This window comes from Brevundimonas sp., from assembly GCF_965279155.1.
GTDB lineage: Bacteria > Pseudomonadota > Alphaproteobacteria > Caulobacterales > Caulobacteraceae > Brevundimonas.
This window is the reverse complement of the sequence record NZ_OZ257138.1, coordinates 533,913-557,683: the sequence shown is the minus strand read 5'-3', so window position 1 is coordinate 557,683 and position 23,771 is coordinate 533,913. Positions and strand designations below refer to the sequence as shown.

The window sequence follows — 23,771 nt, the reverse complement described above, 5'->3', positions numbered from 1 at the left end:
CATATTACCGGTGTTTGAGAAATGTCCGAGTCCGCTCTTCAGATAATCGCACGCGGCCCCCGCGCCGCCGCAGAAGCCGCCGCCGAGGCCATCGACGCCGATCCCCGGCTGGAAGGCGCGACCTATTCCATCCTGGAAGAGGACGAGGACAACGACGTCTGGCGCATCGACGCCTTCCCCACGACCGATGACGAGGTCGAGGGACTGAAGGCCGTGCTGGCCGATCATCCGGTCACGGTCCTGGTCGAGAAGCTGGCGGACGCCGACTGGCTGGCCATGTCGTTGTCGGGCCTGCCGCCGGTCGAGGCCGGGCGCTTCTTCGTCTATGGCGCGCACGATCAGGGCAAGGTGCCCGAAGGCCGGGTGACGCTGAAGATCGACGCGGGCGCCGCCTTCGGCACAGGCCACCACGGCACGACGGTCGGCTGCCTTGAGGCGTTCGACAACCTGTTGAAGACCGAGACCTTCGAGAAAGTACTGGACGTCGGTTGCGGCACAGGCGTGCTGGCCATCGCGGCGGCCAAGACAGGCACGCCCATCGCGGTCGGCACCGACATCGACGAGCCGTCGGCGCGGATCGCCAACGAGAACGCCGAGATCAACGAGGCGAAATGCGACTTCTATTTCGCCGATGGTTTGAGCGATCCGCGCATCGCCCAGCACCTGCCGTACGATCTGGTGTTCGCCAACATCCTGGCTGCGCCCCTGGTCGAACTGGCGCCCGAGATCGGCGCCGCGCTGAAGACCGGCGGGGTCGCCATTCTGTCGGGCCTGCTGCGCACGCAGGAGGAGCGGGTGCTGGAGGCCTATCTGCCGCTGGGATTCGTGGTGGAACAGACCATTCATCACGACGCCTGGAGCGCGCTGCAACTGCGCAAGGGCTGAGGGACAAAGACGATCATGCGCCAGACTTTCGACGAAACGACCGATCCGTCCTTCGGGGCCAAGCACCTGCCGCTGCTGCGCGCCGAGATGGCCAAGCAGGGGCTGGACGGCTTTCTGATCCCGCACGAGGACGAGCATCAGAACGAGTATCTGCCGGACGCCAATGAGCGGCTGGCCTGGGCGACGGGCTTTACAGGCTCGGCCGGGGCGGCGGTGGTGTTTCAGGACCGGGCCAGCATGTTCACCGACGGCCGCTATACGGTTCAGGTGAAGGCCCAGACCGATCCGGCCCTGCTGGAGCGGCACGATCTGACCGAGGTCGCCGCCTATCTGGAGACGGCGGCGAAGGGGGCGGTGATCGGTTACGATCCGCGCCTGCACAGCCCCGACGCCCTGGTCGCCTTCAAGGCGGCGGCGCAGAAGGCGGGGGCGACGCTGAAGGCCGTGGACGCCAATCCGCTGGACTTGGCCTGGGGCGCGGATCGTCCGGCTCAGCCGACGGCGCCGGTCGTTCCGCACGAAGATGTCTATTCCGGCGAGAGCCATGCGGCGAAGCGGGCGCGGATCGGCAAGGCCGTGGCTGACGCTGGCGCCGACGCCGTGGTGCTGACGGCGCCGATGTCGATCGCCTGGCTGTTCAATGTGCGCGGCGGAGACGTGATCCGTTCGCCCCTGCCGATCGGCCAGGCCATATTGGCGGCGGACGGCAAGGCGCGGCTGTTCCTTGATCCGGCCAAGGTGACGAATGCGCTGCCCGGCTGGCTGGGCGACGAGGTGCGGATCGAGGCGACGGAGCAGTTGGCGGATGCGCTGGACGGGCTGTCGGGCCAGAAGGTCATGATCGATCCGTCGCTGTCCTCGGCCTGGTATTTCGACCGGCTGGAAAGCTCCGGGGCGACGGTGGTGCGGGCGATGGACCCGTGCGCCATTCCCCGCGCGGCCAAGAATGCGGTCGAGATCGAAGGCAGCCGCCAGGCGCATATCCGCGACGGGGCGGCGCTGAGCCGGTTCCTGCACTGGGTCGATACGGTGGTTCAGGAGACCTTGCCGAACGAGCGCGAGGTGGTCGAGGCGCTGGAGCGGTTCCGCGAGGAGACCGGGGCGCTGAAGGACCTGAGTTTCGACACCATCGCCGGGGCCGGGCCGAACGGGGCTCTGCCGCATTACAAGCCGGTCGGCGCCACGATCCGCAACGTCGAGACCGGCTCGCTGCTGCTGGTGGACGGCGGCGGTCAGTATCTGGACGGGACGACCGACGTGACGCGCACCATGGCGGTGGGCGAACCGACCGAGGACCAGCGTCACAAGTTCACCCTGGTGCTGAAGGCCCATATCGCCATGGCGACCATCCGCTTCCCAGCGGGGACCAGCGGCATGGCCCTGGACGCCATTGCGCGTGCGCCGATGTGGGCGGCGGGGCTGGATTACGATCACGGCACGGGCCACGGCGTCGGTTCCTATCTGGGGGTCCACGAGGGGCCGCAGCGGATCGCCAAATGGGGCACGGCCCAGCCGCTGCTGGAGGGGATGATCCTGTCTAACGAGCCCGGCTATTACCGCGAGGGCCATTGGGGCATCCGCATCGAGACCCTGCAGGTGGTGACGCCGGCCGTGGTTCCCGAGGGCGGCGAGCGGCCGATGCATGGGTTCGAGCAGCTGACGTTCGCGCCCATCGACCGCAAGCTGATCGCCGTCGATCTGCTGACGCCGGACGAGCGGGCCTATGTCGACGCCTATCACGCCGAGACCCTGGCCAAGGTCGGGCCGTTGGTGGATGGCGAGGTGCGGGCCTGGCTCGAAGGGGCGTGCGCGCCGCTTTAAACCTCCGCTTCTGCTGACAGTTTGGGTCTTTCGGTCGGACAGTGTCGGATCTGGGTGACGGGGCAGGGCAGGTCCGCCAGCGCCGCCTTGGTCGCCTCGTAGCCCGTGGCGACGGGACCGTCGTAGGTCTTCCAGTCGCGGATGTCGGTGCTGTCGAGCCGGGGCAGGATCAGCACATCGGCGTCGGCGCGCGACTGCTTCATCTCGGTGTCGGTGGTGATGGTCGCCGACCGCATCAGGATCGAGACGATGGGCGGGCCGGCCTTCCAGGCCCCCGACAGGATCCATTTCCACCAGGACGGCGGGTTCTCCAGCGACTGGGGATCGACGCCGCGCGTCTGCGACATGTCCACGCCGACGATGGGGCCGCTGTTCAGCTGGCGCATCACGCTGGTGGGGAAGTTCTTGAGCACGGCGCCGTCCACCAGCACCTGACCGTCGATCACGACGGGCGGCAGCACGCCGGGAATGGCGATGGAGGCGCGCATGGCGCGGCGCATCAGGCCGGTGCGATGCGCCTCGATCCGGCCCGAGGTCAGGTTGGACGAGACGGCGAAGAAGGGCAGGGCCAGGTCCGCCAGGTCGATGTCGCCATAGGCCCGTTCCAGCAGGCCGGCGACCTTGCGGGCGCGCGACATGGCGATGATCGGCACCGCCAGATCCGATAGCGGGTCGGAATCGACGAAGGCGCGGCGGATCTCGAAATCCAGTCGTTCGTAACTCCAGCCCAGGGCGGGACCGGCGGCGACGACCGCGCCCATGGATGATCCTCCGGCGAAGTCGATGGGCACCTTGGCCTCTTCCAGCGCCTTGATCGCGCCGATGTGGCAATAGGCCCGGGCGCCGCCGCCCGACAGAACCAAGCCGACGGCCGTGCCGGTGACGACGCGGGCAATCCGCTCGGCGTCGCCGGTCACCCCTTCGACGCAATGGAACCAGCGGTCGGGCTGAAGCGCCTCCAGCCAGACGCGGGTGTTGGCGGGTTGGTGCATGCGCGGATCGCGCAGCAGGATCAGATCGGTCAGCCGCCGCCCGTCGCCGAAGCCCATGCGACGCGGCACGGCGGAAGGCGGGGCCAGAAGCCCGCTGCCGACGATGAACATCCGGTCCACCTGGCGCGCGCACAGATTGGCCCAGGTCGGCTGATCCTGTTCGGCGACATAGAGGACGTAGTCGTGGTCGCCCTCGACGCGGCTGAACCATTCGGCGGCCGAAGTCAGGGCCGACTGGTCGATGACCTGGCAGGTGAAGCCCATGGCCTGGATGGCGGCGCCGATGCGCTCGACGAAGGCGCGGATCGGGCGGGGGCGGGCCGAGACGAAGCCGAAGACGCTGGGCTCCGACGCGCCGGCGGTGCGTTCTCGGGCGCGGTGGATCATCAGGCGCGATAGCTCGACCATCAGGTCCGGCTCGGTGCGGGCGGCCTCGAAGAAGGCCTCGCGCGGCAGGGCCAGGATCTCGCTGTCCCTCAGGGCGACGACGGTGGCGGTGTGGGGGGTGCCGGCCAGCATGGCCATCTCGCCCACCGGCTCGCCCGTCTTGACCACGCCCAGCATGTGCGGCGGCTGATCCGCGTCCAGGCGGAAGACGCCCAGACGGCCCGAGCGGACCAGATAAAGGGTGTCGGAGGGATCACCTTCCGAGAACAGCGGCTCGCCGCCGGTCAGGGCGAACCAACTGGCCCGGTCGATCATCCGACCTTCGAAAATGCGCGCGAGCGATGCCGCCAGCGTGTCGGGACGAAGCGTGGCCATGATGGGGTTGTAGGCGAGATTCTAGGGTTGGTGAATTGGGGCGGGAGAATCGGCTTCGTCTTCGCGCTTTCGCTGCGAAGTTTGGAGGGCTGGGCGGAGCGCCGGGCCTTCGCCCGGAGTTTGGTTTAGGTGTTACCGTTTCGACGAAGGATAGACGCTCCGCGCGGTTGGTTGGCCTGCAAGCTCGGGGCGTCGAGCGGTGGCGGTCTTATCGCCTAACCCCATAAGCCTGCGACAGGTCGGTGACCCCTGCGAGGGTCATCCCGAGTGCGGCCGAGTATCCCCCTCGACCCTCCGACACCGCTCCATGAGTCGATGTCAGCGCGATGGAATTTCACCATCGCTCCCGTTCCATCCGCTCCCGCCGCCGCAAGGTCGCAGGCCAAGCGAGCCCTCCGGGCGACGGGACGGCGTTAGAATACGCGCGTTTCGGAGGGGGGATGGGAGAAGGGGGACATAAATCCGCAAGCTACTGAAATCTCTAGAGATGAACCAGCGGCATTGTGATGTTTGGGGCGCCATTATGCTTCTCTATACCCGTCATCCTCGGCCTTGTGCCGAGGACCCACCCGTCCGTCGCACGATCACCGCGCGGGGCGCACGAACCGTTGTGCGCCTTCTTCGACGTTCGATTCCGCCTGACCGTGGGTCCTCGGCACAAGGCCGAGGATGACGGACTTAAAAAGGAGGGCGAGCCGCCTGTGGGACTTCAAGAGCCCCTCCACCGCTTCGCGGTCCCCCTCCCCACGAGTGGGGAGGAGACGATGGTGCGAGCTTCGCGCGTTGCCCGTAACCGCGTGGGCGGGTAGAGCGTTCGGCTTCTCCCGCCCAGCCGAAGTTTCAGACCATGCACGACATCAGAGCCATTCGCGAGAACCCCCAGGTTTACGTGGCGGGCTGGTCGTCGCGCGGGGTGGACGAGCCGGATGGGCTGGTGGCGGACATCCTGCGGCTGGACGCCGAACTGCGCCACGCCCAGACGACGGGCCAGGACGCCCTGGCCAAGCGCAATGCGGCCTCCAAGCTGATCGGCGCCGCCATGGGGCGCAAGGACATGGCCGAGGCGGATCGGCTGAAGGCCGAGGTCGAGGCGCTGAAGGGCGACATCGCGGCGGCGGCCGAGGTCGAGGCGCGCGTGGGCAAGGAACTGCGCGACCTGCTGGCGGCGCAGAAGAACCTGGCGGCCGAGGATGTGCCGGACGGCGAGGACGAGGCGAGCAACGTCGAGGTTTCGACCTGGGGCGAGCCGCGTCGCACCGGCCCGGCCAAGGATCACGCCGACCTGGGCGAGGCCCTGGGGATGCTGGACTTCGAGGCGGCGGCCAGGATGTCGGGCGCACGGTTCGCGGTGCTGAAGGGGCAACTGGCGCGGCTGGAACGGGCCGTCGGCCAGTTCATGCTGGACCTGCAGACGGATCAGCACGGGTATCTGGAAGTGAATCCGCCGCTGCTGGTGCGGGACGAGGCGATGTTCGGGACCGGGCAGTTGCCGAAGTTCGAGGATGATCTGTTTGCGGCTACGTCGGTTGATTGGGACGAGTACGAGCGAACTGAAGAACTAGCCATTGAGCACCAGCTAGATGCTCTCAAGGAGGTGTTCGAACGCCTGCAAGATGAGAATCGCCGGTTGTCGGGGCAACAATTCGAAATGGCTGTTTCCGGCGGCTTCAGTGTTATGATGCGTGAAACAAGTCGTAAGCGAGCGGAGGAGCTACGCAGGCAGCTCAAAGCAGGCGTGTTTTCAGAGCGCCATTTTCTCATCCCCACCGCCGAAGTCTCTCTGACCAACCTCGTGCGCGAGACCATCCTGTCCGAGGACGCGCTGGCGACGCCGATGCGGATGACGGCGTTGACGCCGTGCTTCCGGGCCGAAGCGGGGTCGGCGGGGCGCGATACGCGCGGGCTGATCCGTCAGCACCAGTTCTCCAAGGTCGAGATGGTGTCGATCGCGCGGCCGGAAGACAGCGACGCCGAGCACGAGCGGATGACGGCCTGCGCCGAGGCGGTGCTGAAGAAGCTGGAGCTGCCGTTCCGGCGCATGCTGCTGTGCAAGGGCGACATGGGCTTTTCGGCGCAGAAGACCTTCGACCTGGAGGTCTGGCTGCCTAGCCAGGGGACCTATCGCGAGATCAGTTCGTGCTCGAACTGCGGGGATTTCCAGGCGCGGCGCATGGATGCGCGGTTCAAGCGGGCCGGCGAGAAGAAGACCGAGTTCGTCCACACGCTGAACGGGTCGGGGCTGGCGGTAGGGCGGACGCTGGTGGCGATCATGGAGAACTATCAGCAGGAGGACGGGCGGATTGCGGTGCCGGCGGTGTTGCAGCCGTATATGGGCGGGTTGACGCATGTGGGAGCTGCCAAGTGAGCCGTCCTTCACCTCTCCGCGCGCGGAGGCGCGTGGGGAGGATAGACCGCGCAGCGGTCAGGTGGGGTCGACCGGGTGTCGAACGTCGGGCGCCGGGTCGCCCCCTCCTGGTCGTCGCGATGCTCCGACCTGTCCTCCCCGTTCGCCTTCGCGAACAGGGAGTTGAGGGATGAGAATCCTGCTGACGAACGACGACGGGATCGAGGCGGAAGGCCTTGAATGTCTTGAGCGGATTGCGCGCACGCTGAGCGACGACGTGTGGGTGTGCGCGCCCGCCGTCGAGCAGTCGGGCAAGGGGCGGGGGATCACCCTGACCGAGCCGCTGCGGGTGATGAACCTGGGCGAGAAGCGGTTTGCGGTGACGGGGACGCCGACCGACTGTGTCGTGCTGGCGGTCAACGACCTGATGCCGGACAAGCCGGACCTGGTGCTGTCGGGCGTGAACCGGGGGCACAATATCGGCGAGGACGTCAGCTATTCCGGCACGGTGGCGGGCGCGTTGCAGGGGATGGCGTTCGGCATCCGCTCCATCGCCCTGAGCCAAAGCCTGGAGCGGTTCCACGACGAGGTCGTGGCGCACTGGGAGACGGCCGAGGCGTTCGCGCCGGCGATCATCAGCCGCCTGCTGGACCAGAAATGGGCGCCGGGCGTGGTGATGAACCTGAACTTCCCCAACCGCCCGCCGGAGGCGGTGGAACAGGTCGAGGTGACGACCCAGGGCTTCCGCAATGTGGGCGAGATGCATGCGGTGCGGCGCGTCGACCTGCGCGGGCGGGACTATTACTGGATGAGCTTCCGCGGCGAGAAGCAGGAGCATGCCGAGGGCACGGACCTGAGGGCCATCGAGGAAGGGCGGATTTCGGTCACGCCGCTGCATATCGACCTGACGCACATGACCAGCGTGCATGACCTGAAGAAGGTGCTGGGCGGGGCGCCGCCTAAAACTGTGGTGACGGCTGCATGAATCTGCACGACGACCGGGCCGGGAGGCTGATCCTGTCGCTGAGGCAGCAGGGGGTCACGGACCCGCGCGTGCTGAAGGCGATGGAGGGCATCGACCGCGCGGTCTTCGTGCACGAGAAATTCCTGGACCAGGCGTGGGAGGATCAGGCCCTGCCGATCGACTGCGCCCAGACCATCAGCCAGCCTTATATCGTCGGCCTGATGACCCAGGCGCTGGAGGTGCAGGCGCGCCACCGGGTGCTGGAGATCGGGACCGGCAGCGGATACCAGTGCGCGGTGCTGAGCCGGTTGGCGCGCTACGTCTATTCGGTGGAGCGGTATCGCAGCCTGCTGGTCGAGGCCGAGGCCAAGCTGCGCACGCTGCAGATCGACAACGTCATTACCCGGCATGGCGACGGCGGCCTGGGCTGGGCCGAGCAGGCGCCGTTCGACCGGATCATGGTCACGGCCGCGTCTCCGACCGAGCCGACCGAACTGCTGAAACAGCTGAAGCCGAACGGAGTGCTGGTCGCGCCGGTGGGGCGGACATCGGTGCAGATGCTGCACCGCTATGTGGGTCAGGGCGATGGCTCGTTCCACCGCGAGAGCCTGACGGAGGTTCGGTTCGTGCCGTTGGTCGAGGGGACGGCGAAGGAGGGCTAGGCTCTCTTTTTGCTGGCTATCGCTCGCGACACGGTCGCTCGCTGCTTGAGCCGTTAACCTTCACGCCCCAATTCCGCGATGATTGCGGGGTTGGCTTATGGGGCGCGAGCGGGCACACCGGGCGGGCGAGTTTAACCATGTGAGGAGCAGCCGGTGGCGGTGATTTCGGGCTGGATGAGAGCGGTTCTGGTGGCGGGGGCGTCGCTGAGCACGGCGGCCTGCATCAGCTATCCGTCCGAGCCGCGCTATTCGACGCATGCCAATCCGGCGCCGGTCCAGGGGCAGGGCGCCTATCCGCAGCAGCCGGCCTATCCGAACGGGGCTCAGAATCCGAGCCAGAACCAGCCCTATCGTCCCTATGAATCGCCGCCGCCTGCGACGGCGCCCATCGGCCAGGTGGAAGGCGGGGCCTTGCCGCCGACTGTCAGCGTAGGGCCGAGCCAGCCGGCCTATCAGCCGCCGACCGCGCAGCAGCCCGCCTATACGCCGGCCCCCTATCCCTCGTCGTCCGCGCCGGTTCGACCGGGGGCGGCCTATGTGATCCAGCCCGGCGATACGATCTCGGGCGTCGGGCGGCGGTTCCAGACGCCGGTGCAGACCTTGATCGACCTGAACGGTCTGGGGCCGCGCGGGGCGATCACGACGGGTCAGCGAATCATCCTGCCGGAAGCGGCGGTGGATACCGGCAATGATCCCTATGCGACCGGTGCCTCGCCTGTCGGAGTGCTGGTGCCGAACAATGGCGTGATCCCGCCGCCGCCACCGCCGCCATCGGGCAATGCAGCGCTGCCGGTGCAAACGCGGCCTGTGACCCAGCCCTTTACGTCGGGATCGGCCCAGGCGCCTGCCGCCCAAGGCCCCGCGGCGACCGGACAGCCGAACCTGCTGTGGCCCGTGCGGGGCGACATCGTGAGGCGGTTCGGCCCGGTCGGGATGGGCGAGCGCAACAACGGCGTGAACATCGGCGCGTCTGCGGGCGCGGCGGTCAGCGCCTCGGCCGCCGGGCGCGTGGCCTATGTCGGCGACGATCTGGTCGGGCAGGGGCTGACGGTTCTGATCGTCCACGCCAACGGTTGGCGCACGGTCTATGGCCATCTGGGTTCGGCGACGGTGCGGGACGGCGAGGACGTGCGGGCCGGTCAGCAGATCGGCACCGTGGGCCTGACGGCCGGCGACGGACGCCCCTCGATCCACTTCGAGACCCGTCAGATGCGCGGCGACGACCCCGTCGCGATCGATCCCCTGACGGTATTGCCGCGCTGATCGATTTAGCCGCGTTGCAATCCGCGAGGCGCGGCCCTAGGTTCCGCGCCTCGTTTTAATGGGGCGCCGACGAGAGCTGCCCCTTCTATGTTCGGAGACTACCCATGGGCGGAGCAGCTGACGGCGGCTTGGTGGCGCAACTGATCGGCTTCGCGCCCATCATCGGCATCTTCATCCTGTTCTACTTCCTGCTGATCCGTCCGCAGCAGAAGCGCGCCAAGGAACATGCGACCGCTATCGGCGCGGTCAAGCGTGGCGACACGGTCGTCCTGGGCAGCGGCATGATCGGCAAGGTCACCCGCGTCGAAGAGGCCGAGGTCAATGTCGAGATCGCGCCCAGCGTCAACGTGCGCGTGGTCAAGTCCATGATCGCCGAGGTGCGCAACCGCACCGCCATCGCCGCCAACGATTCCAAGGCCTGATACGCTCGCGTATCGCTGAACCGAGACCGCCCTCATGATTCAGCTGTCGCGCTGGAAAGTCATACTCGTCGTCGCTGCGGCCGTGTTCGGCTGCCTGTTTGCATTCCCGAACGTGCTGTCGGATGCCCAACGCGCAGCGCTTCCGGGCTTCGTGCCCAAGAACAAGCTGAACCTGGGGCTGGACCTTCAGGGTGGATCGTATCTGCTGCTGGAAGTCGATGTGCCGGCGATGCGCGAAAAGCGCGTCACCAACCTGATCGAAGACGTTCGGGTCACGCTGAGCGGCGCGGGCATCGCCACCAATGGCTTCCAACGTGAAGCCGGCGGCGTGATCGTGACCCTGGCCAATCCGGCCCAGAGCGATGCGGCGTTCAAGGCGTTGCAGCAGCTGGGCGGTCAGGCGGGGCCTGGCGGTCAGGTCGAGCGCACGGCAAGCCGTGTCGGTGATAACCGCGTGCGCTTCGCCTATACCGACGTCGCGCTGAACGGCATGGGCGCCACGGCCGTGGATCAGTCGATCGAGGTGGTGCGCCGCCGGATCGACAGCCTGGGCACGCGCGAACCCTCCATCACTCGCCAAGGCACGGATCGGATCGTGGTTCAGGCGCCGGGCGAGAGCGATCCGACCAAGCTGGAAGAAGTCATCGGCCAGACGGCCCAGCTGACGTTCCAGATGGTGGATGTCGAAAACTCGGTCACCGAGGCCCAGGCGGGCCGCGTGCCGCCGGATTCCGAACTGCTGGTCGGCGAGGACGGCACGCCGTACCTGGTCAAGAAGCGCGTGCTCGTGTCGGGCGAAAACCTGACCCGTGCAGGCGTCGGTTCGGACCAGAGCGGCCGCCCGGCCATCGATTTCCGCTTCGACGGGGCCGGCGCACGCCGGTTCGGCGAAGCGACCGCCGCCAACCTGCAGAAGCCCTTCGCCATCATCCTGGACGGCAAGGTCATCTCGGCCCCGACGATCCAGAGCGCGATCACCAGCGGGTCGGGCCAGATCACGGGCACCTTCTCCATTCAGGAAGCGGCGACCCTGGTGAACCTGCTGAACGGGGGCGCCCTGCCGGCGCCGCTGAACGTCGAGGAACGTCGGACCGTGACGGCCGAGCTGGGGGCCGACGCGGTGCAGGCCGGCGCCCTGTCGACGGCTGTGGGCTTCGGCATCATCGTGCTGTTCATGATCCTGGCCTACGGCTTCCTGTTCGGCGGCGTGTCCGTGGTCGGCCTGGTGCTGAACGGGGTGCTGATCGTGGCGGCCATGTCGCTGACCCAGGCCACACTGACATTGCCGGGCATCGCGGGTCTGATCCTGACCTTCGCGGTCGCAGTGGACGCCAATGTGCTGATCTATGAACGGATGCGTGACGAGGCCCGGTCGGGCCGCAGCGTGATCGCCTCGATGGACGCCGGCTTCAACAAGGCCATGGGCACCATCATCGACGCCAACCTGACGACCCTGGTCGCGGCGGGCATCATGTTCGTGTTCGGCGAAGGGCCGGTGCGCGGGTTCGCCTGGACCCTGACCATCGGTGTCTTCACCTCGGTCTTTTCTTCGGTCTTGGTCGCCCAGGTCCTGCTCGGCTACTGGCTCAAGACGGCCAAGCCCAAAAAACTGCCGATCGCGGAGTGATGGCGATGCGTGGATGGCCCCTCATCAAACTGCTGCCGCAGAAGACGAACTTCCATTTCGTCAAATACGCCCGGTTCGCCGGCGTTCTGTCTGTGGTCCTGTGCATCGCGGCGATCGTGTCGTGCTTTTATCCCGGCCTGAACATGGGCATCGACTTCCGGGGCGGCGCCTCGATGGAAGTGTCCAAGCCGGCCGGTCAGGTGATCGAACTGGACCGGGTGCGCGAGTCCGTGAACGGCCTGAACCTGGGCGATGTCCAGGTGCAGGGCATCGCGCGTCGCGATAACAATGCGAATGACGGCTCGACCGCTATCCTGCGCTTCCAGGTGCCGGAAGGCCGCGACCAGACCCAGGTCGTGAACCAGGTCGAGGGCGCCATCAGCCAGGCGGTCGGCGAAGTCACCTATTCCGGCGTCAGCGTCGTCGGGTCCAAGGTGTCGGGCGAGCTGTTCACCTCGGGCCTGCTGGCGCTGGGCGTCGCGATCGCGCTGATGTTCCTCTACATCTGGTTCCGGTTCGAGCCGCAGTTCGGCTTTGGCGCCGTGGTCGGCCTGCTGCACGACGTGATCCTGACGTTCGGACTGATCGTGCTGTTCAAGCTGGAGTTCAGCCTGAACATGGTCGCCGCCGTCCTGACCGTCATCGGCTATTCGATGAACGACACCGTGGTGGTGTTCGACCGTCTTCGTGAGAACCTGCGCAAGTACAAGACCATGCCGCTGCGCGACGTGATCGACCTGTCGCTGAACGAGACCCTGTCGCGGACGATCATCACCGGCGTGACCGCCGTGATGGTGCTGGCGGCCTTGGCCATCTTCGGCGGCGAGGCTCTGTTCGGCTTCTCGATCGCTTTGATGTTCGGCATCATCATTGGCACCTATTCGTCGATCTACGTCGGCGCGCCGATCATCCTGCTGTGGGGCGTCAAGCGCGGCACGCTGGCCGACGACGCCAAGCCGGTGAAATTGGGCATGGCCAGCCGGCCGTAGGTCGGGTGCCATCGTCGAGAATCAGGCCGCCCTTGCATCGCTTGGGCGGCCTTTTCCTTGGGCGTCGTCCATGCAAGGCTAGGCTTATGAAAGCTCTCGCCATCACCGTCACCGCAATCGCCCTGACCAGCGCCCTGTCCGCCTGCACCGACAGCAAGCGCGCGCGTAATGACGCCACATGGGGCGACAAGCCGGCGGATATTACTTGCTGGACCTATGGGGTCGAGAACTTCAAGGGCCGCTCGACCGGCAAGGTCGAATATGACGACGGCGGCCGGATCTCGTTCGTGGACGCGGCGAACAATCGCTACACCACCATCGATGGCGACTGCCGCGTCGTCTATACGCAGCCGAGCAAATAGAGGCCCGCGCAACGGCGGGCGGAGGCCGAAGCCCCCGCCCTTGTTTCGTCAGCGCAGCGAGGCGGCGAAGCGCTGGATGCGGGTGCAGGCTTCTTCCAGCACGGCGTCCGAGGTGGCGTAGCTGATGCGGAAATAGGGGCTGAGGCCGAAGGCCTCGCCCTGGACCACGGCGACGCCCTCGGCGTTCAGCAGTTCGGCGGCGAAGGTGGAATCGCCGTCGATGATCACGCCCGTCTCCGTCGTCTTTCCGATCAGACCGGCGATGGACGGATAGACGTAGAAGGCGCCCTCGGGCGTGGCGCAGGTGACGCCCGTCGCCTGGTTCAGCATCGACACGACCAGGTCGCGGCGTTGCTCGAACGCGGCCTTGCGCTCGGGGATGAAGTCCTGGGTTCCGTTCAGGGCCTCGACCGCCGCCCACTGGCTGATGCTGGCGGGGTTTGAGGTCGTCTGGCTGGCGACCTTGCGCATCAGGTCGATCAGCGGCTTGGGACCGCCCGCATAGCCGATGCGCCAGCCGGTCATGGCATAGGCCTTCGAGACGCCGTTGACCGTCAGTGTACGGTCGATCAGGTCCGGGGCCACCTGGGCGATGGTGGTGTATTCGAAGTCGCCATAGACGAGGTGCTCATACATGTCGTCCGTCAGCACCCAAACGTGGGGATGGCGACGCAGCACCTCGGCCAGGGCTTCCAGCTCGGCGCGCGTATAGGCGGCGCCCGTGGGGTTGGACGGGCTGTTCAGGATCAGCCACTTGGTGCGGGGCGTGATGGCGGCCTCCAGCACGGCGGGCAGCAGCTTGAAACCATCCTTCTCCTCGCCGACCACGGTGACGGGCTCGCCGCCGGCCAGCAGAACCATGTCGGGGTAGGAGACCCAATAGGGGGCGGGCACGATGACCTCGTCGCCGGGGTTCAGGGTGGCGACCAGGGCGTTGAAGATGACCGGCTTGCCGCCCGGCGCGACGTGGATGTTCGCGGCCGTATAGTCCAAGCCGTTCTCGCGCTTGAACTTGGCGACGATGGCGGCCTTCAGCTCGGGCATGCCGTCGGCGTCGGTGTATTTGGTCTCGCCGCGATGGATCGCGTCGATGGCGGCCTGTTTGATATTGTCCGGGGTGTCGAAGTCCGGCTCTCCGGCGCCCAGGCCGATCACGTCACGACCTTCGGCTTTAAGCTTTCGCGCCTGTGCGGTCACGGCGATGGTGGCCGAAGGCTTGACGCGGGCGAGGGCGGAAGATTGCAGGCTGGACATGACTATCCCATAGGTTTTGGAAGATTCTTGCCTGGGGAGGGCGGGGTTGTTTACGCGCGGTCGCGGCGCGGGACAATGCGCTGAAGCTCGCCAATACGTGGACGGGGTGATAAGCGGCACCTCTGATGCGCTGGATCATCGATTTCCTGTCGAACATGGAGGCGCGTCGCTGGCGCGCCGTGCTGGCGACGGCCCTGTTGCTGGGCGCGATGATCGCCCTGTTCGCCGTGGGCAAGAGCCAACTGGGTCTGGAGACCGAGGGACGGCTGGAAGACTGGCTGGCCGGTTTCCGTCAGGGGCCGTGGGGGCTGGTGGCGGCCATCGTGGTGTTCACGGTCGCGGCCTTCTTCGGCGCGCCGCAGTTCATCCTGATCGCGGCCTGTGTCGTGGCGTTCGGGCCGTGGTTCGGGTTCCTCTACAGCTGGATCGCGACCGTTGTGTCGGCGGGCGTGACTTACTGGCTGGGGCGGGGACCGACGGCGCGATTGTTGGAGCGGCATGGCGGCAAGACGATCGGACGGCTGACGCGGTTCGTCGGCAAGAACGCCTTCTACGCCAGCTTCATGATCCGCAACGTGCCGTCCGCCCCATTCATCGTCGTCAATATGGCGTTCGGGGCAGCGAGGGCGTCGTTTCCGGGGTTTCTGGCGGGGTGCGCACTGGGGGTGCTGCCCAAGACGGCGCTGGTGGCCTTCTTCGGCGGATCGTTCATGACGGCGGTCAGCGGCGACGGGATCTGGACCTCGGCCATTCTGGCGGGCGTGGCGCTGGCGTGGCTGGTGCTGATGCTGGTGGTGCGCGAACTGGTGAAGCGACGAGAGATCGCACGCGGCGAATGAGGAACGACTCGTCGTTCGTTCTTCAGATGTGATTCATCCAAAAGTTGTGATATTGCCGCCTTGGAGGTGTCGCGATGGATGTCGAGATACTGAAGGCGCAGCATCGTCGCATCATCCGCCTCGCCAGCGCGCTGGGTGGGCTGGCCGAAGTGCTGAAGACCCAGGAAGACGCCGCTCGGGCGCGCGAACTGATGAGCGCGCTGAACACGGCCCTGCTGGAACATCTCGCGATCGAGGATGGCGAACTGTACCCGGTGCTGATGACGTCGGAGGAGCCGTCGGTTCGTCAATTGGCGCAGGACTATGTCGATGACATGGGGGCGGTCAGCGGGGCCTGGGCGCATTATTTCGAAGAGTGGTCTCAGGCCCGGATTGTGTCGGATCGGAGCCGGTTCGCGACGGTGACCAAGGGCCTGATCGGCGCCCTGGCGCACCGTGTCGCACGCGAGGACGACACCCTGTATCCGGCGATGGAGGCGGCGGATGCGCGATCGGCAGCATCGCGGGACGAGGACGTCGGTTCGTCCTGAGCCCTGCATCCACATCAGATGCGAACCCCATATGACGAGACCGTCATCAGGGCTTGTAATCCCGGTTTCATACAGGCACACCCGCCGCTAGTAGGCGTGGCGAATACGATCAGGAACTGCCCGGCGTGGGGATGTCGGGGCAGTTGGGGCGTCGCCAGGTCGACTGAGATAACCAGACGCCCTGCCAGCTAACAACGGTATCGATTCCCATGAGTTTTTCCCTTTTCGGCGCGATCTCGAATGACATCGCGATGGACCTGGGCACCGCCAACACCCTGATCTACATGAAGGGCAAGGGCATCGTCCTGAACGAGCCGTCGGTCGTGGCGCTGAGAAACGTCGGCGGACGCAAGGTGGTCCACGCCGTGGGCATAGAGGCCAAGCAGATGCTGGGCCGCACCCCCGGTCACATGGAGGCGATCCGCCCCATGCGCGACGGCGTCATCGCCGACTTCGAAGTCGCCGAAGAGATGATCAAGCACTTCATCCGCAAGGTTCATAACCGCAAGGGCTTCGTGAACCCGAAGATCATCGTCTGCGTGCCCTCGGGCGCGACCGCGGTCGAGCGTCGCGCGATCAACGACAGCTGCCTGAACGCCTCGGCCCGCCGCGTGGGTCTGATCGATGAGCCGATGGCCGCCGCGATCGGCGCCGGCCTGCCGATCCACGAGCCGACCGGTTCGATGGTCGTCGACATCGGCGGCGGCACGACGGAAGTCGCCGTCCTGTCTCTGTCGGGCATCGTCTATTCGCGTTCGGTCCGCGTCGGCGGCGACAAGATGGACGACAGCATCATCAGCTACATGCGTCGCAACCATAACCTTCTGATCGGCGAAACGACCGCCGAACGCATTAAGAAGGACATCGGCACCGCCCGTATCCCGGCCGACGGCGAAGGCCTGTCGATCGAGGTCAAGGGTCGCGACCTGATGCAGGGCGTGCCGCGCGAGGTCCGTATCTCGGAACGCCAGGCCGCCGAAGCCCTGGCCGAGCCGGTCACCCAGATCATCGAGGCCGTGAAGGTCGCGCTGGAAGCCACCCCGCCGGAACTGGCCGCTGACATCGCCGACAAGGGCATCATGCTGACGGGCGGCGGCGCCCTGTTGCGCGGCCTGGACATTGAGATCCGCGACCACACCGGCCTGCCGGTCTCGGTCGCTGACGATCCGCTGTCGTGCGTCGCTATCGGTTGCGGCCGCGTTCTGGAACACCCGCGCTGGATGAAGGGCATCCTCGACTCCGCGCTCTGATGATTATCGTTGCGGCCAAGTGAGAGCTTGGCCGCAAATCCTTGTCAGGCCTGCGTGATCACGGTTCCATTCCGGCCTTGATCCTGCGATAGGCAGGCATAGCGGCAGGGGGCGTCCTGCCGATTCCAACCCTTTGAGTGGAAGGTCGCCCGTGGCGTTTCGCGACGGCCCTTTTGAAAACATCAAGGTGCCGCTGGCGTGGACCGCTGCGGTGGTCGTTGTCGTGGCCATCATCGGGGCGATTTTCCTGTTGCTGGGCGACCGGACGACGCCGGAGGGCGGATCCAGCATGGGCGCCGCACGCGGAGGATTCGAAGCGGCGGCGGGGCCGGTGGGCGGCGTGTTCGCCGCGCCGGTGCGCTGGGCCGGCGCCGCCAGAGACTATGTCGGCGGCTATTTCTTCGCGATCGGCGAGAACCGCCGCCTGAAGGCCGAGATCGCCGAACTGCGCGGCTGGCGCGACGAAGCGATCGCACAGAAGAACATCAATGGTCGGTACGAGGCCTTGCTGGGTCTGCGCACCGAGCCGGCGGTCGCCATGGCGACGGGGCGGGCGATCTCGGACGCGCGCGGACCGTTCAATCGCGCCAAGCTGATCGACGTGGGTTCGGCCAAGGGCGTGCGCATCGGCAATCCGGTCGTTACCGAACACGGCCTGGTCGGCCGCATATCCGGCGTGACCAGCGGCGTCAGTCGCGTGGTCCTGCTGACCGACGTGGCCTCGCGCACCCCGGTCATGATCGAGCGGACGGATGCGCGCGCCATGCTGACCGGCGACGGCGGCGACAGTCCCCGGCTTGAGTTCATTCGCGGCGCCGGTTCGATCCAGGCGGGCGACCGGATCCTGAGCTCGGGCGACGGCGGCGGTCTGCCGCGTGGTGTGCCGGTCGGGGTGGCGGCCAAGGGTGTCGACGGCGCCTGGCGCGTCAAACTGTTCAGCGATCACGGCGCGGTGGACTATGTTCGTGTGCTGCTGTTCCAGACCTTCGGCCAACTGGTCAGCCCCGAAGCCCTGAATGCGCCGCCTCTGGCGGGACTGGCCACGGCGCCTGAGCCGAACGCCGCCGAGGCCGGGGCGATTCGCGACGCCGCCGCGCGCCGTCAGACCGCGCAGCAGGCCCAGGCGGAACGCGCGCGCGCCGCTGCGGCAGCTCCGGTCACGCCTGCGGCCGCGCCTTCGACGACGCCAAACGCCGCACGGCCTGCGACGACGGCTCCGAGACCCGCCGTTGCGCCGCCGCCGCCCGCGCCGGTCACGGCTCCGACGGTCCCGACGGATGCTCCGGGAGGCGCGGCGTGAGACGGCCGGTCGCGGTCCGCGTCGTCGGGCCTCTGCAGTGGATCGTCTATCCGGCGCTGGTCGTCCTCGCCGCCACCGTCGTCCTAGGAACGCCGATACAGATGTTCGGCCTGCATCTGCCCGAGCCGGTGATCCCGATGATCCTGGCCTTCGCCTGGCCGCTGATCCGTCCGTCGATGACAGCGCCGGCGGTTCTGTTTCTGGTCGGGCTTTTTCTCGACCTGTTCTGGAATGCGCCTCTCGGTCTTTGGGCGCTGTGCCTGATGGCGGTCTATGGGACCGTGCTGCTGTCGCGTAACCTGCTGGCCGGCCATGAGGGATTTGTTCGGTTCGGCGCCTATGCCGCCTGCACTCTGGGCGCCTTTTTGTTGGCCTATCTTGTGGTGACGATGCGGGCGGCGAATGCGCCGGCTCTGTTGCCGCTGATCGGCCAGGTCGTGCCGACGCTGCTGCTGTTTCCGGTCGCCAACTGGATGCTTGAGCGGTTCGACGACGGGGATATTCGGTTCAGATGAGCGGCGAACCCTCCATCTTCTTTGCGGACGTGAACGAGCGTCAAGGGTCGTTCCTGCGGCGCACCTTCGTGCTGGGCGGGGTATCGGCGCTGGGCATCACGGCCCTGATCGGGCGGCTTGGTCAGCTGCAGGTCGTGCAGGCCCAGGAGTATGCGACCCTGTCGTCGCAGAACCAGTTCAACTTCCGCATGGTCCCGCCGCCGCGCGGCCTGATCAAGGACCGCAACGGCGTCGTCATCGCCGGCAATCGCCCCAGTTTCCGGGTGCTGGTCGTGCGCGACGAGACCAAGGACCTGGACCAGACGCTGGACCTGCTGGGGCGGTTGCTGCCCGATACGCTGGAGCGGCGACGGGCCATCATCCGCGACGTCAATGCGGCGTCCAAGTTCAATCCCGTGCCGGTCAAGAGCGACCTGACCTGGGAAGAGTTCGCCAAGGTCAATCAGTACGCAAACGAACTGCCGGGCGTGATGGTCGATATGAACGAGGCGCGTTACTATCCGTTCGGCGGATCGTTCGCCCACGTCATCGGCTATGTAGCCAAGGTGTCGGACAGGGACGTCAAGGCGATCCGCGACAAGGGCGAGGAGCCCTCGGCCCTGTTGTTCAACCCGAGCTTCCGCATCGGCCGGCAAGGCGTCGAAAAGGCGCTGGATCTGTCGTTGCGCGGCGAACCGGGAGGCAACCGGGTCGAGGTCGATGCGCGTGGGCGGGTGGTGGCCGAGGACATCGGCGGCTCGCGGCCCGCCGTGCCGGGCAAGGAGGTCGTCCTGACGCTGGACGCCGACGTGCAGAACCGGGCGCTTGAGGTGTTCGGCGACGAGTCCGGGGCCTGCGTGGTCATGGATGTGCGCAACGGCGACATCCTGTGCATGATGTCGGCGCCGTCGTTCGATCCCAACCTGTTCGTCGGCGGGGTGCCGACAAAGACCTATCGCGCGCTGGCGGACTATGAGCGCAAGCCATTGCTCGACAAGACGCTGAACGGCACCTTCCCGCCGGGATCGACCTTCAAGCCGACGACGGCGCTGGCCCTGCTGGAGGCGGGCGTCGACCCGAACCTGACGGTGTTCTGCTCGGGTTCGTATCGGACCGGCAACCGGACGCAGCGCTGCTGGGGCCGGCACGGCACCCAGAACATGCACGACGCGATCAAGAACTCCTGCGACGTCTATTTCTACGCCATGTGCAATCGCGCGGGCGTCGACAATATCCGCAAGGCGGGCCTGGCCCTCGGCTTCGAGCATGAGTTCGACATCGGCGTGGGCAACCAGCGCAAGGGCCTGTTGCCGTCCACGGAATGGAAGGCCCGGACCTTCCCGCGTGATCCGGTTTGGCATCCGGGCGAGACGACATCGGTCGCCATCGGGCAGGGGGCCATTACCGTCAACGCCCTGCAACTGGCGGTCATGACCTCGCGCCTGGCGAACGGGAAGAAGCAACTGCAGCCGCGTCTGATCAAATCGATCGGCGGCGTCGAACAGCCCAGCGGGGCAGAGGCGCCCGATCTGCCGTTCCAGCCCGCCCACGTCGAATATGTGCGCCAGGGCATGATCGCCGTGGCCAACGACCGTTCCGGCACGGCCTATCGTCAGAGCCAGCTGGGCCTGGGCGATATTCAGATGGCGGGCAAGACCGGCACGGCCCAGGTCCGCAACTATGGCACAGGCTCACGCAAGAGCGAGATCTGGGCGCTGAAGGACCACAACCTGTTCGTGGCCTTCGCGCCGGTCGATGCGCCGAGATACGCCGTCGCCATCATTGTGGAGCACGGCGGCAAGGGCGGGGCGACCGCCGGCGCGCCGCGCGCCCGCGAAGTGATGCGTACAGTCCTGCTGAAGGATCCCGACATGCGCGCGCGGATCGAACGGCCGTTGCCGCCTGAACCGACCGGAGCCGCCATCGTCGAGGACGGCGTCGTCGGCGCCGCGCCCGAGCCCGATGTGGTCGCGACGCCTCAAGCCCCTCGATCTGCACCGACGACGACCAGCGGCCCGCGCCCCTATCTGTCCGAGCCGAGCCGTTGACCGCCTCGGCCCTATCACGTCCCGGCGAGCGCGAACGCGTCTCGACCAAGATCGGCCAGATCGACTGGCGGCTGACGGCGCTTCTGTGCATCGTGTCCGGCACCGGCGCCCTGATGCTCTATTCGGTGGCGGGCGGGTCGTGGTCGCCGTGGGCGGCGAAGCATCTGATCCGGTTCGGCATGTGTCTGGCGCTGATGCTGGCGCTGTCGATGATCAACATCCGCTACTGGTTCGCCCTGGCCTATCCCATCTATGGCATGGCGCTGTTCATGCTGGCGCTGGTGGAGACGCCGCTGGGCTACACAGCTCTGGGGGCCACGCGATGGCTGGACCTGGGCTTCACCCGCATCCAGCCGTCCGAGATCATGAAGATCGGCGTCGTGCTGGCCCTGGCGCGCTGGTATCACGGCGCATCGGCCAAGGAGGCGAGTTTCCACTGGAAGCTGATCTTCCCGGTCGGGATCATCGGCCTGCCGTTCCTGTTGGTGGCGCACCAGCCGGACCTGGGGTCGGCCATGCTGATCGGCATGACAGGGGCCGCGATTATGTTCGTGGCGGGGCTGAGCTGGCGGATCATCCTGCCGCTGATCATCGCGGCTGCGGTTCTGGTCCCGCCCTATGTGATGTTCGGCATGCACGACTATCAGCGCCACCGGGTGCTGACCTTCCTGAGTCCGGAGGCCGACATGTCGGACAAGGGCTATCAGATCGTGCAGTCCAAGATCGCCATGGGATCGGGCGGCCCGCTGGGGCGCGGATTCGGCCTGGGCAGCCAGAGCCAGCTGGAGTTCCTGCCCGAGCGCCAGACCGACTTCATCTTCGCCGCCTTCGCCGAGGAGTTCGGCTTCGTGGGCACCTTCACCCTGCTGGCCTGCTATGCGGCCATCATCCTGATCTCGCTGAGGATCGCCTCATTGTCGCACAGTCACTTCGGACGATTGGCGGCGTCGGGGGTGACGGCGACGTTCGCGCTGTATGTGCTGATCAACGGGGCGATGGTGATGGGGCTGGCGCCCGTGGTGGGCGTGCCGATGCCGCTGCTGTCCTATGGCGGCACCGTCATGCTGACAGTCATGATCGGTTTCGGCCTGGTGATGGCGACGCGGGTCCACCGCTATGCCGAACTGCCCAAGGGTCACGGGCTGATCTGACGTTACGTCAGCTATGTGATCGGCATTCAGGTTTCGCTTCCTAAGGCGGCGATTTCGCGGATAAGCTCTCTTCCAACGATGTCTCGCATCGGCTCCGGCCGATCAGCGACGCACGCCATGGGAGACGAGGAATGACCGATCTGGAGCGATTCCGCGCCGAGACGCGCGCCTGGCTGGAGGCGAACTGCCCGGCCGAATGTCGCGGGCCGATGGCCGACGACGAGATGATCTGGGGCGGACGAAATCCGACGTTCAAGACCCCGGCGCACAGGCTGTGGCTGGAGCGGATGGGCGCCCGGGGCTGGACCGCGCCGGAATGGCCGGCGGAATATGGCGGCGGGGGCCTGAGCCGCGAGGAGGCCAAGGTGCTGGCCTCCGAACTGCGGCGCATCAAGGCGCAACCGGCCTTGGCTAGTTTCGGCGTTTGGATGCTGGGCCCGGCGCTGCTGGCCTTTGGGACCGAGGAGCAGAAGAAACGTTTCCTGCCCGAGATCGTGCGCGGCGAAATCCGCTGGTGTCAGGGCTATTCCGAACCGGGCGCAGGGTCGGACTTGGCCGCCATCCAGACGCGGGCCGAGGATCGTGGCGACCACTGGATCGTCAATGGCCAGAAGATATGGACCTCCTACGCCGACAAGGCCGACTGGATCTTCTGCCTCGTGCGCACGGACCCCGAGGCGCCCAAACATCTGGGCATCAGCTTCGTGCTGTTCGACATGAAGACGCCGGGCGTGACGACGCGGCCGATCACCCTGATCTCAGGCAAGTCGCCCTTCTGCGAGACCTTCTTTGACGATGTGCGTGTGGAGAAGGAGAACCTGGTCGGGACGCTGAACCGGGGCTGGGACGTCGCCAAATATCTGTTGGCGCATGAGCGGACCATGATCGGGGCCATGGGCGAGGTCGGGGGCGGGCGGCCTGTGGGACAGGTGGCGCTGGACGCCATCGGCGCGGACGAGGCCGGGCGGCTGGACGAGCCGATGCTGCGCGCCCGGATCGCGGATCTGGAGATCGACGCCGCCGCCTTCCGCCTGGCGATGGAGCGGGTGGGCGATCAGGTGAAGGCCAAACAGGCGCATCCGGCCATTGCGTCGATGCTGAAATACTATGGCTCCGAGCTGAACAAGCGGCGCCATGAGCTGCTGATGGCGGCCGGCGGCGCCGATGCGCTGGAGTGGGAGGGCGAGCGGTCGAACGACGGCAAGACGGCGCGCGATTGGCTGCGGACCAAGGCCAACTCCATCGAGGGCGGCACCAGCGAGGTTCAGCTGAACATCATCGCAAAACACCTGCTGCAACTGCCGGGAGCGTAGCAGTTGGCCGACGACCCGAAGCCATACGCTAAGCTCGAAAAGCTTTACGCTGAGGAAATTACCCGATCATTTCAAGAAAGATCTACAAACCTCCGAAGTTGGATTGCTACGCTTTCTGTAGGTAATGGTGCTGGATTATTCGGATTATTTGCTGTTGTGCAAAAAGAAAAAGCGGCGGAGCTGCTTTATTTGTTGCTGCCCTCGGCGTGGCTGTTCGTTTTTGGTTTAGCTGCCGCATCAGTTTGCGCATTCTGCCAAGTGGCTTTCCACACCAAGAATGAGGAATACTGGCGTCAATCAGACGTGAATCGCATTCATGCCGAGAATGACTGGCCTCCGCATAAACCCGAGGAAGAGCTCGACGACCTTGATGCCGAGGGGCAGCGTTGGGCAGCGGCATCTGGGTATGCCGCGATCATCTCATCTGTTGCGTTTTTAGTGGCAGTCGGACTGCCGCTCGGTCGCATCACTTATCGAGCGATGTTTAGTGTCCTTTAGA

21 protein-coding genes are annotated in these 23,771 nt (G+C 66.4%); 19 read left to right on the top strand and 2 right to left on the bottom strand.

What is annotated here, in order from left to right; genetic code table 11:
- The first annotated feature begins 21 nt into the window (after positions 1-21).
- Both ACQY72_RS02745 and ACQY72_RS02740 read left to right on the top strand, forming a co-directional pair.
- Positions 22-885 carry a 50S ribosomal protein L11 methyltransferase gene (locus ACQY72_RS02745; RefSeq protein ID WP_428155583.1) on the top strand — a complete coding sequence of 288 codons (864 nt, stop codon included), beginning with the start codon at positions 22-24 and terminating at the stop codon, positions 883-885.
- 15 nt (positions 886-900) lie between these two features.
- On the top strand, positions 901-2,706 hold the full coding sequence (locus tag ACQY72_RS02740) for an aminopeptidase P family protein (RefSeq protein ID WP_428155581.1): 1,806 nt from the start codon (positions 901-903) through the stop codon (positions 2,704-2,706).
- Here ACQY72_RS02740 and ACQY72_RS02735 read toward each other — a convergent pair.
- The gene (locus ACQY72_RS02735; RefSeq protein WP_428155580.1) at positions 2,703-4,460 is read right to left on the bottom strand and encodes a patatin-like phospholipase family protein; all 1,758 of its coding nucleotides are present in this window, start codon (positions 4,458-4,460) and stop codon (positions 2,703-2,705) included. The two genes, ACQY72_RS02740 and ACQY72_RS02735, sit on opposite strands and share 4 nt — an antisense overlap.
- Positions 4,461-5,307: 847 nt before the next feature.
- On the opposite strand from ACQY72_RS02735, the gene serS reads away from it, so the two are divergent.
- The 8 genes from serS (at position 5,308) to ACQY72_RS02695 (ending at position 13,093) form a co-directional block, all read left to right on the top strand.
- Complete coding sequence (gene serS, locus ACQY72_RS02730; protein WP_428155578.1) at positions 5,308-6,825, top strand: serine--tRNA ligase; 1,518 nt, start codon at positions 5,308-5,310, stop codon at positions 6,823-6,825.
- A gap of 169 nt (positions 6,826-6,994) precedes the next feature.
- Positions 6,995-7,789, top strand: a complete 795-nt coding sequence (gene surE, locus ACQY72_RS02725) for a 5'/3'-nucleotidase SurE (RefSeq protein WP_428155576.1) — start codon at positions 6,995-6,997, stop codon at positions 7,787-7,789.
- On the top strand, positions 7,786-8,430 hold the full coding sequence (locus ACQY72_RS02720; protein ID WP_428155574.1) for a protein-L-isoaspartate(D-aspartate) O-methyltransferase: 645 nt from the start codon (positions 7,786-7,788) through the stop codon (positions 8,428-8,430). Before surE ends, ACQY72_RS02720 begins: the two co-directional genes overlap by 4 nt.
- Before the next feature lie 153 nt (positions 8,431-8,583).
- Positions 8,584-9,693: a peptidoglycan DD-metalloendopeptidase family protein gene (locus tag ACQY72_RS02715; RefSeq protein ID WP_428155572.1), complete on the top strand. Its 1,110-nt coding sequence runs from the start codon at positions 8,584-8,586 to the stop codon at positions 9,691-9,693.
- Between the two features lie 104 nt (positions 9,694-9,797).
- Positions 9,798-10,115: a preprotein translocase subunit YajC gene (yajC, locus tag ACQY72_RS02710; RefSeq protein ID WP_159844602.1), complete on the top strand. Its 318-nt coding sequence runs from the start codon at positions 9,798-9,800 to the stop codon at positions 10,113-10,115.
- A 34-nt stretch (positions 10,116-10,149) separates the two neighbouring features.
- Positions 10,150-11,742 (top strand): protein translocase subunit SecD, encoded by a 1,593-nt coding sequence (gene secD / locus ACQY72_RS02705; protein ID WP_428155570.1) that lies wholly within the window; start codon positions 10,150-10,152, stop codon positions 11,740-11,742.
- Positions 11,742-12,731 (top strand): protein translocase subunit SecF, encoded by a 990-nt coding sequence (secF, locus tag ACQY72_RS02700; RefSeq protein ID WP_428155568.1) that lies wholly within the window; start codon positions 11,742-11,744, stop codon positions 12,729-12,731. Before secD ends, secF begins: the two co-directional genes overlap by 1 nt.
- Before the next feature lie 86 nt (positions 12,732-12,817).
- Complete coding sequence (locus tag ACQY72_RS02695; protein WP_428155566.1) at positions 12,818-13,093, top strand: hypothetical protein; 276 nt, start codon at positions 12,818-12,820, stop codon at positions 13,091-13,093.
- Between the two features lie 48 nt (positions 13,094-13,141).
- Here the strand turns inward: ACQY72_RS02695 and ACQY72_RS02690 are convergent, their stop codons facing one another.
- Positions 13,142-14,347 (bottom strand): pyridoxal phosphate-dependent aminotransferase, encoded by a 1,206-nt coding sequence (locus ACQY72_RS02690; protein ID WP_428155564.1) that lies wholly within the window; start codon positions 14,345-14,347, stop codon positions 13,142-13,144.
- Between the two features lie 125 nt (positions 14,348-14,472).
- Here ACQY72_RS02690 and ACQY72_RS02685 point away from each other — a divergent pair, with 125 nt between their 5' ends.
- From ACQY72_RS02685 to ACQY72_RS02645, 9 genes are all read left to right on the top strand, one after another.
- Positions 14,473-15,186: a TVP38/TMEM64 family protein gene (locus ACQY72_RS02685; protein ID WP_428155562.1), complete on the top strand. Its 714-nt coding sequence runs from the start codon at positions 14,473-14,475 to the stop codon at positions 15,184-15,186.
- Between the two features lie 74 nt (positions 15,187-15,260).
- Positions 15,261-15,716, top strand: a complete 456-nt coding sequence (locus tag ACQY72_RS02680) for a hemerythrin domain-containing protein (protein ID WP_428155561.1) — start codon at positions 15,261-15,263, stop codon at positions 15,714-15,716.
- A gap of 209 nt (positions 15,717-15,925) precedes the next feature.
- Positions 15,926-16,966, top strand: a complete 1,041-nt coding sequence (locus ACQY72_RS02675; protein WP_135195469.1) for a rod shape-determining protein — start codon at positions 15,926-15,928, stop codon at positions 16,964-16,966.
- Positions 16,967-17,117: 151 nt separating this feature from the next.
- Positions 17,118-18,266: a rod shape-determining protein MreC gene (mreC, locus tag ACQY72_RS02670; protein ID WP_428155559.1), complete on the top strand. Its 1,149-nt coding sequence runs from the start codon at positions 17,118-17,120 to the stop codon at positions 18,264-18,266.
- Positions 18,263-18,781 carry a hypothetical protein gene (locus tag ACQY72_RS02665; protein ID WP_428155558.1) on the top strand — a complete coding sequence of 173 codons (519 nt, stop codon included), beginning with the start codon at positions 18,263-18,265 and terminating at the stop codon, positions 18,779-18,781. The genes mreC and ACQY72_RS02665 overlap by 4 nt, the downstream gene beginning before the upstream one ends.
- Positions 18,778-20,808, top strand: coding sequence for a penicillin-binding protein 2 (gene mrdA / locus ACQY72_RS02660; protein ID WP_428155556.1), 2,031 nt, complete (start codon positions 18,778-18,780; stop codon positions 20,806-20,808). Before ACQY72_RS02665 ends, mrdA begins: the two co-directional genes overlap by 4 nt.
- Positions 20,805-21,959 (top strand): rod shape-determining protein RodA, encoded by a 1,155-nt coding sequence (gene rodA / locus ACQY72_RS02655; protein WP_428155554.1) that lies wholly within the window; start codon positions 20,805-20,807, stop codon positions 21,957-21,959. Before mrdA ends, rodA begins: the two co-directional genes overlap by 4 nt.
- Before the next feature lie 131 nt (positions 21,960-22,090).
- The gene (locus ACQY72_RS02650) at positions 22,091-23,272 is read left to right on the top strand and encodes an acyl-CoA dehydrogenase family protein (protein WP_428155553.1); all 1,182 of its coding nucleotides are present in this window, start codon (positions 22,091-22,093) and stop codon (positions 23,270-23,272) included.
- Between the two features lie 3 nt (positions 23,273-23,275).
- A complete protein-coding gene (locus ACQY72_RS02645) occupies positions 23,276-23,770 on the top strand; it encodes a hypothetical protein (RefSeq protein ID WP_428155551.1) in 495 nt (164 codons plus the stop codon).
- Position 23,771: the final 1 nt, after the last annotated feature.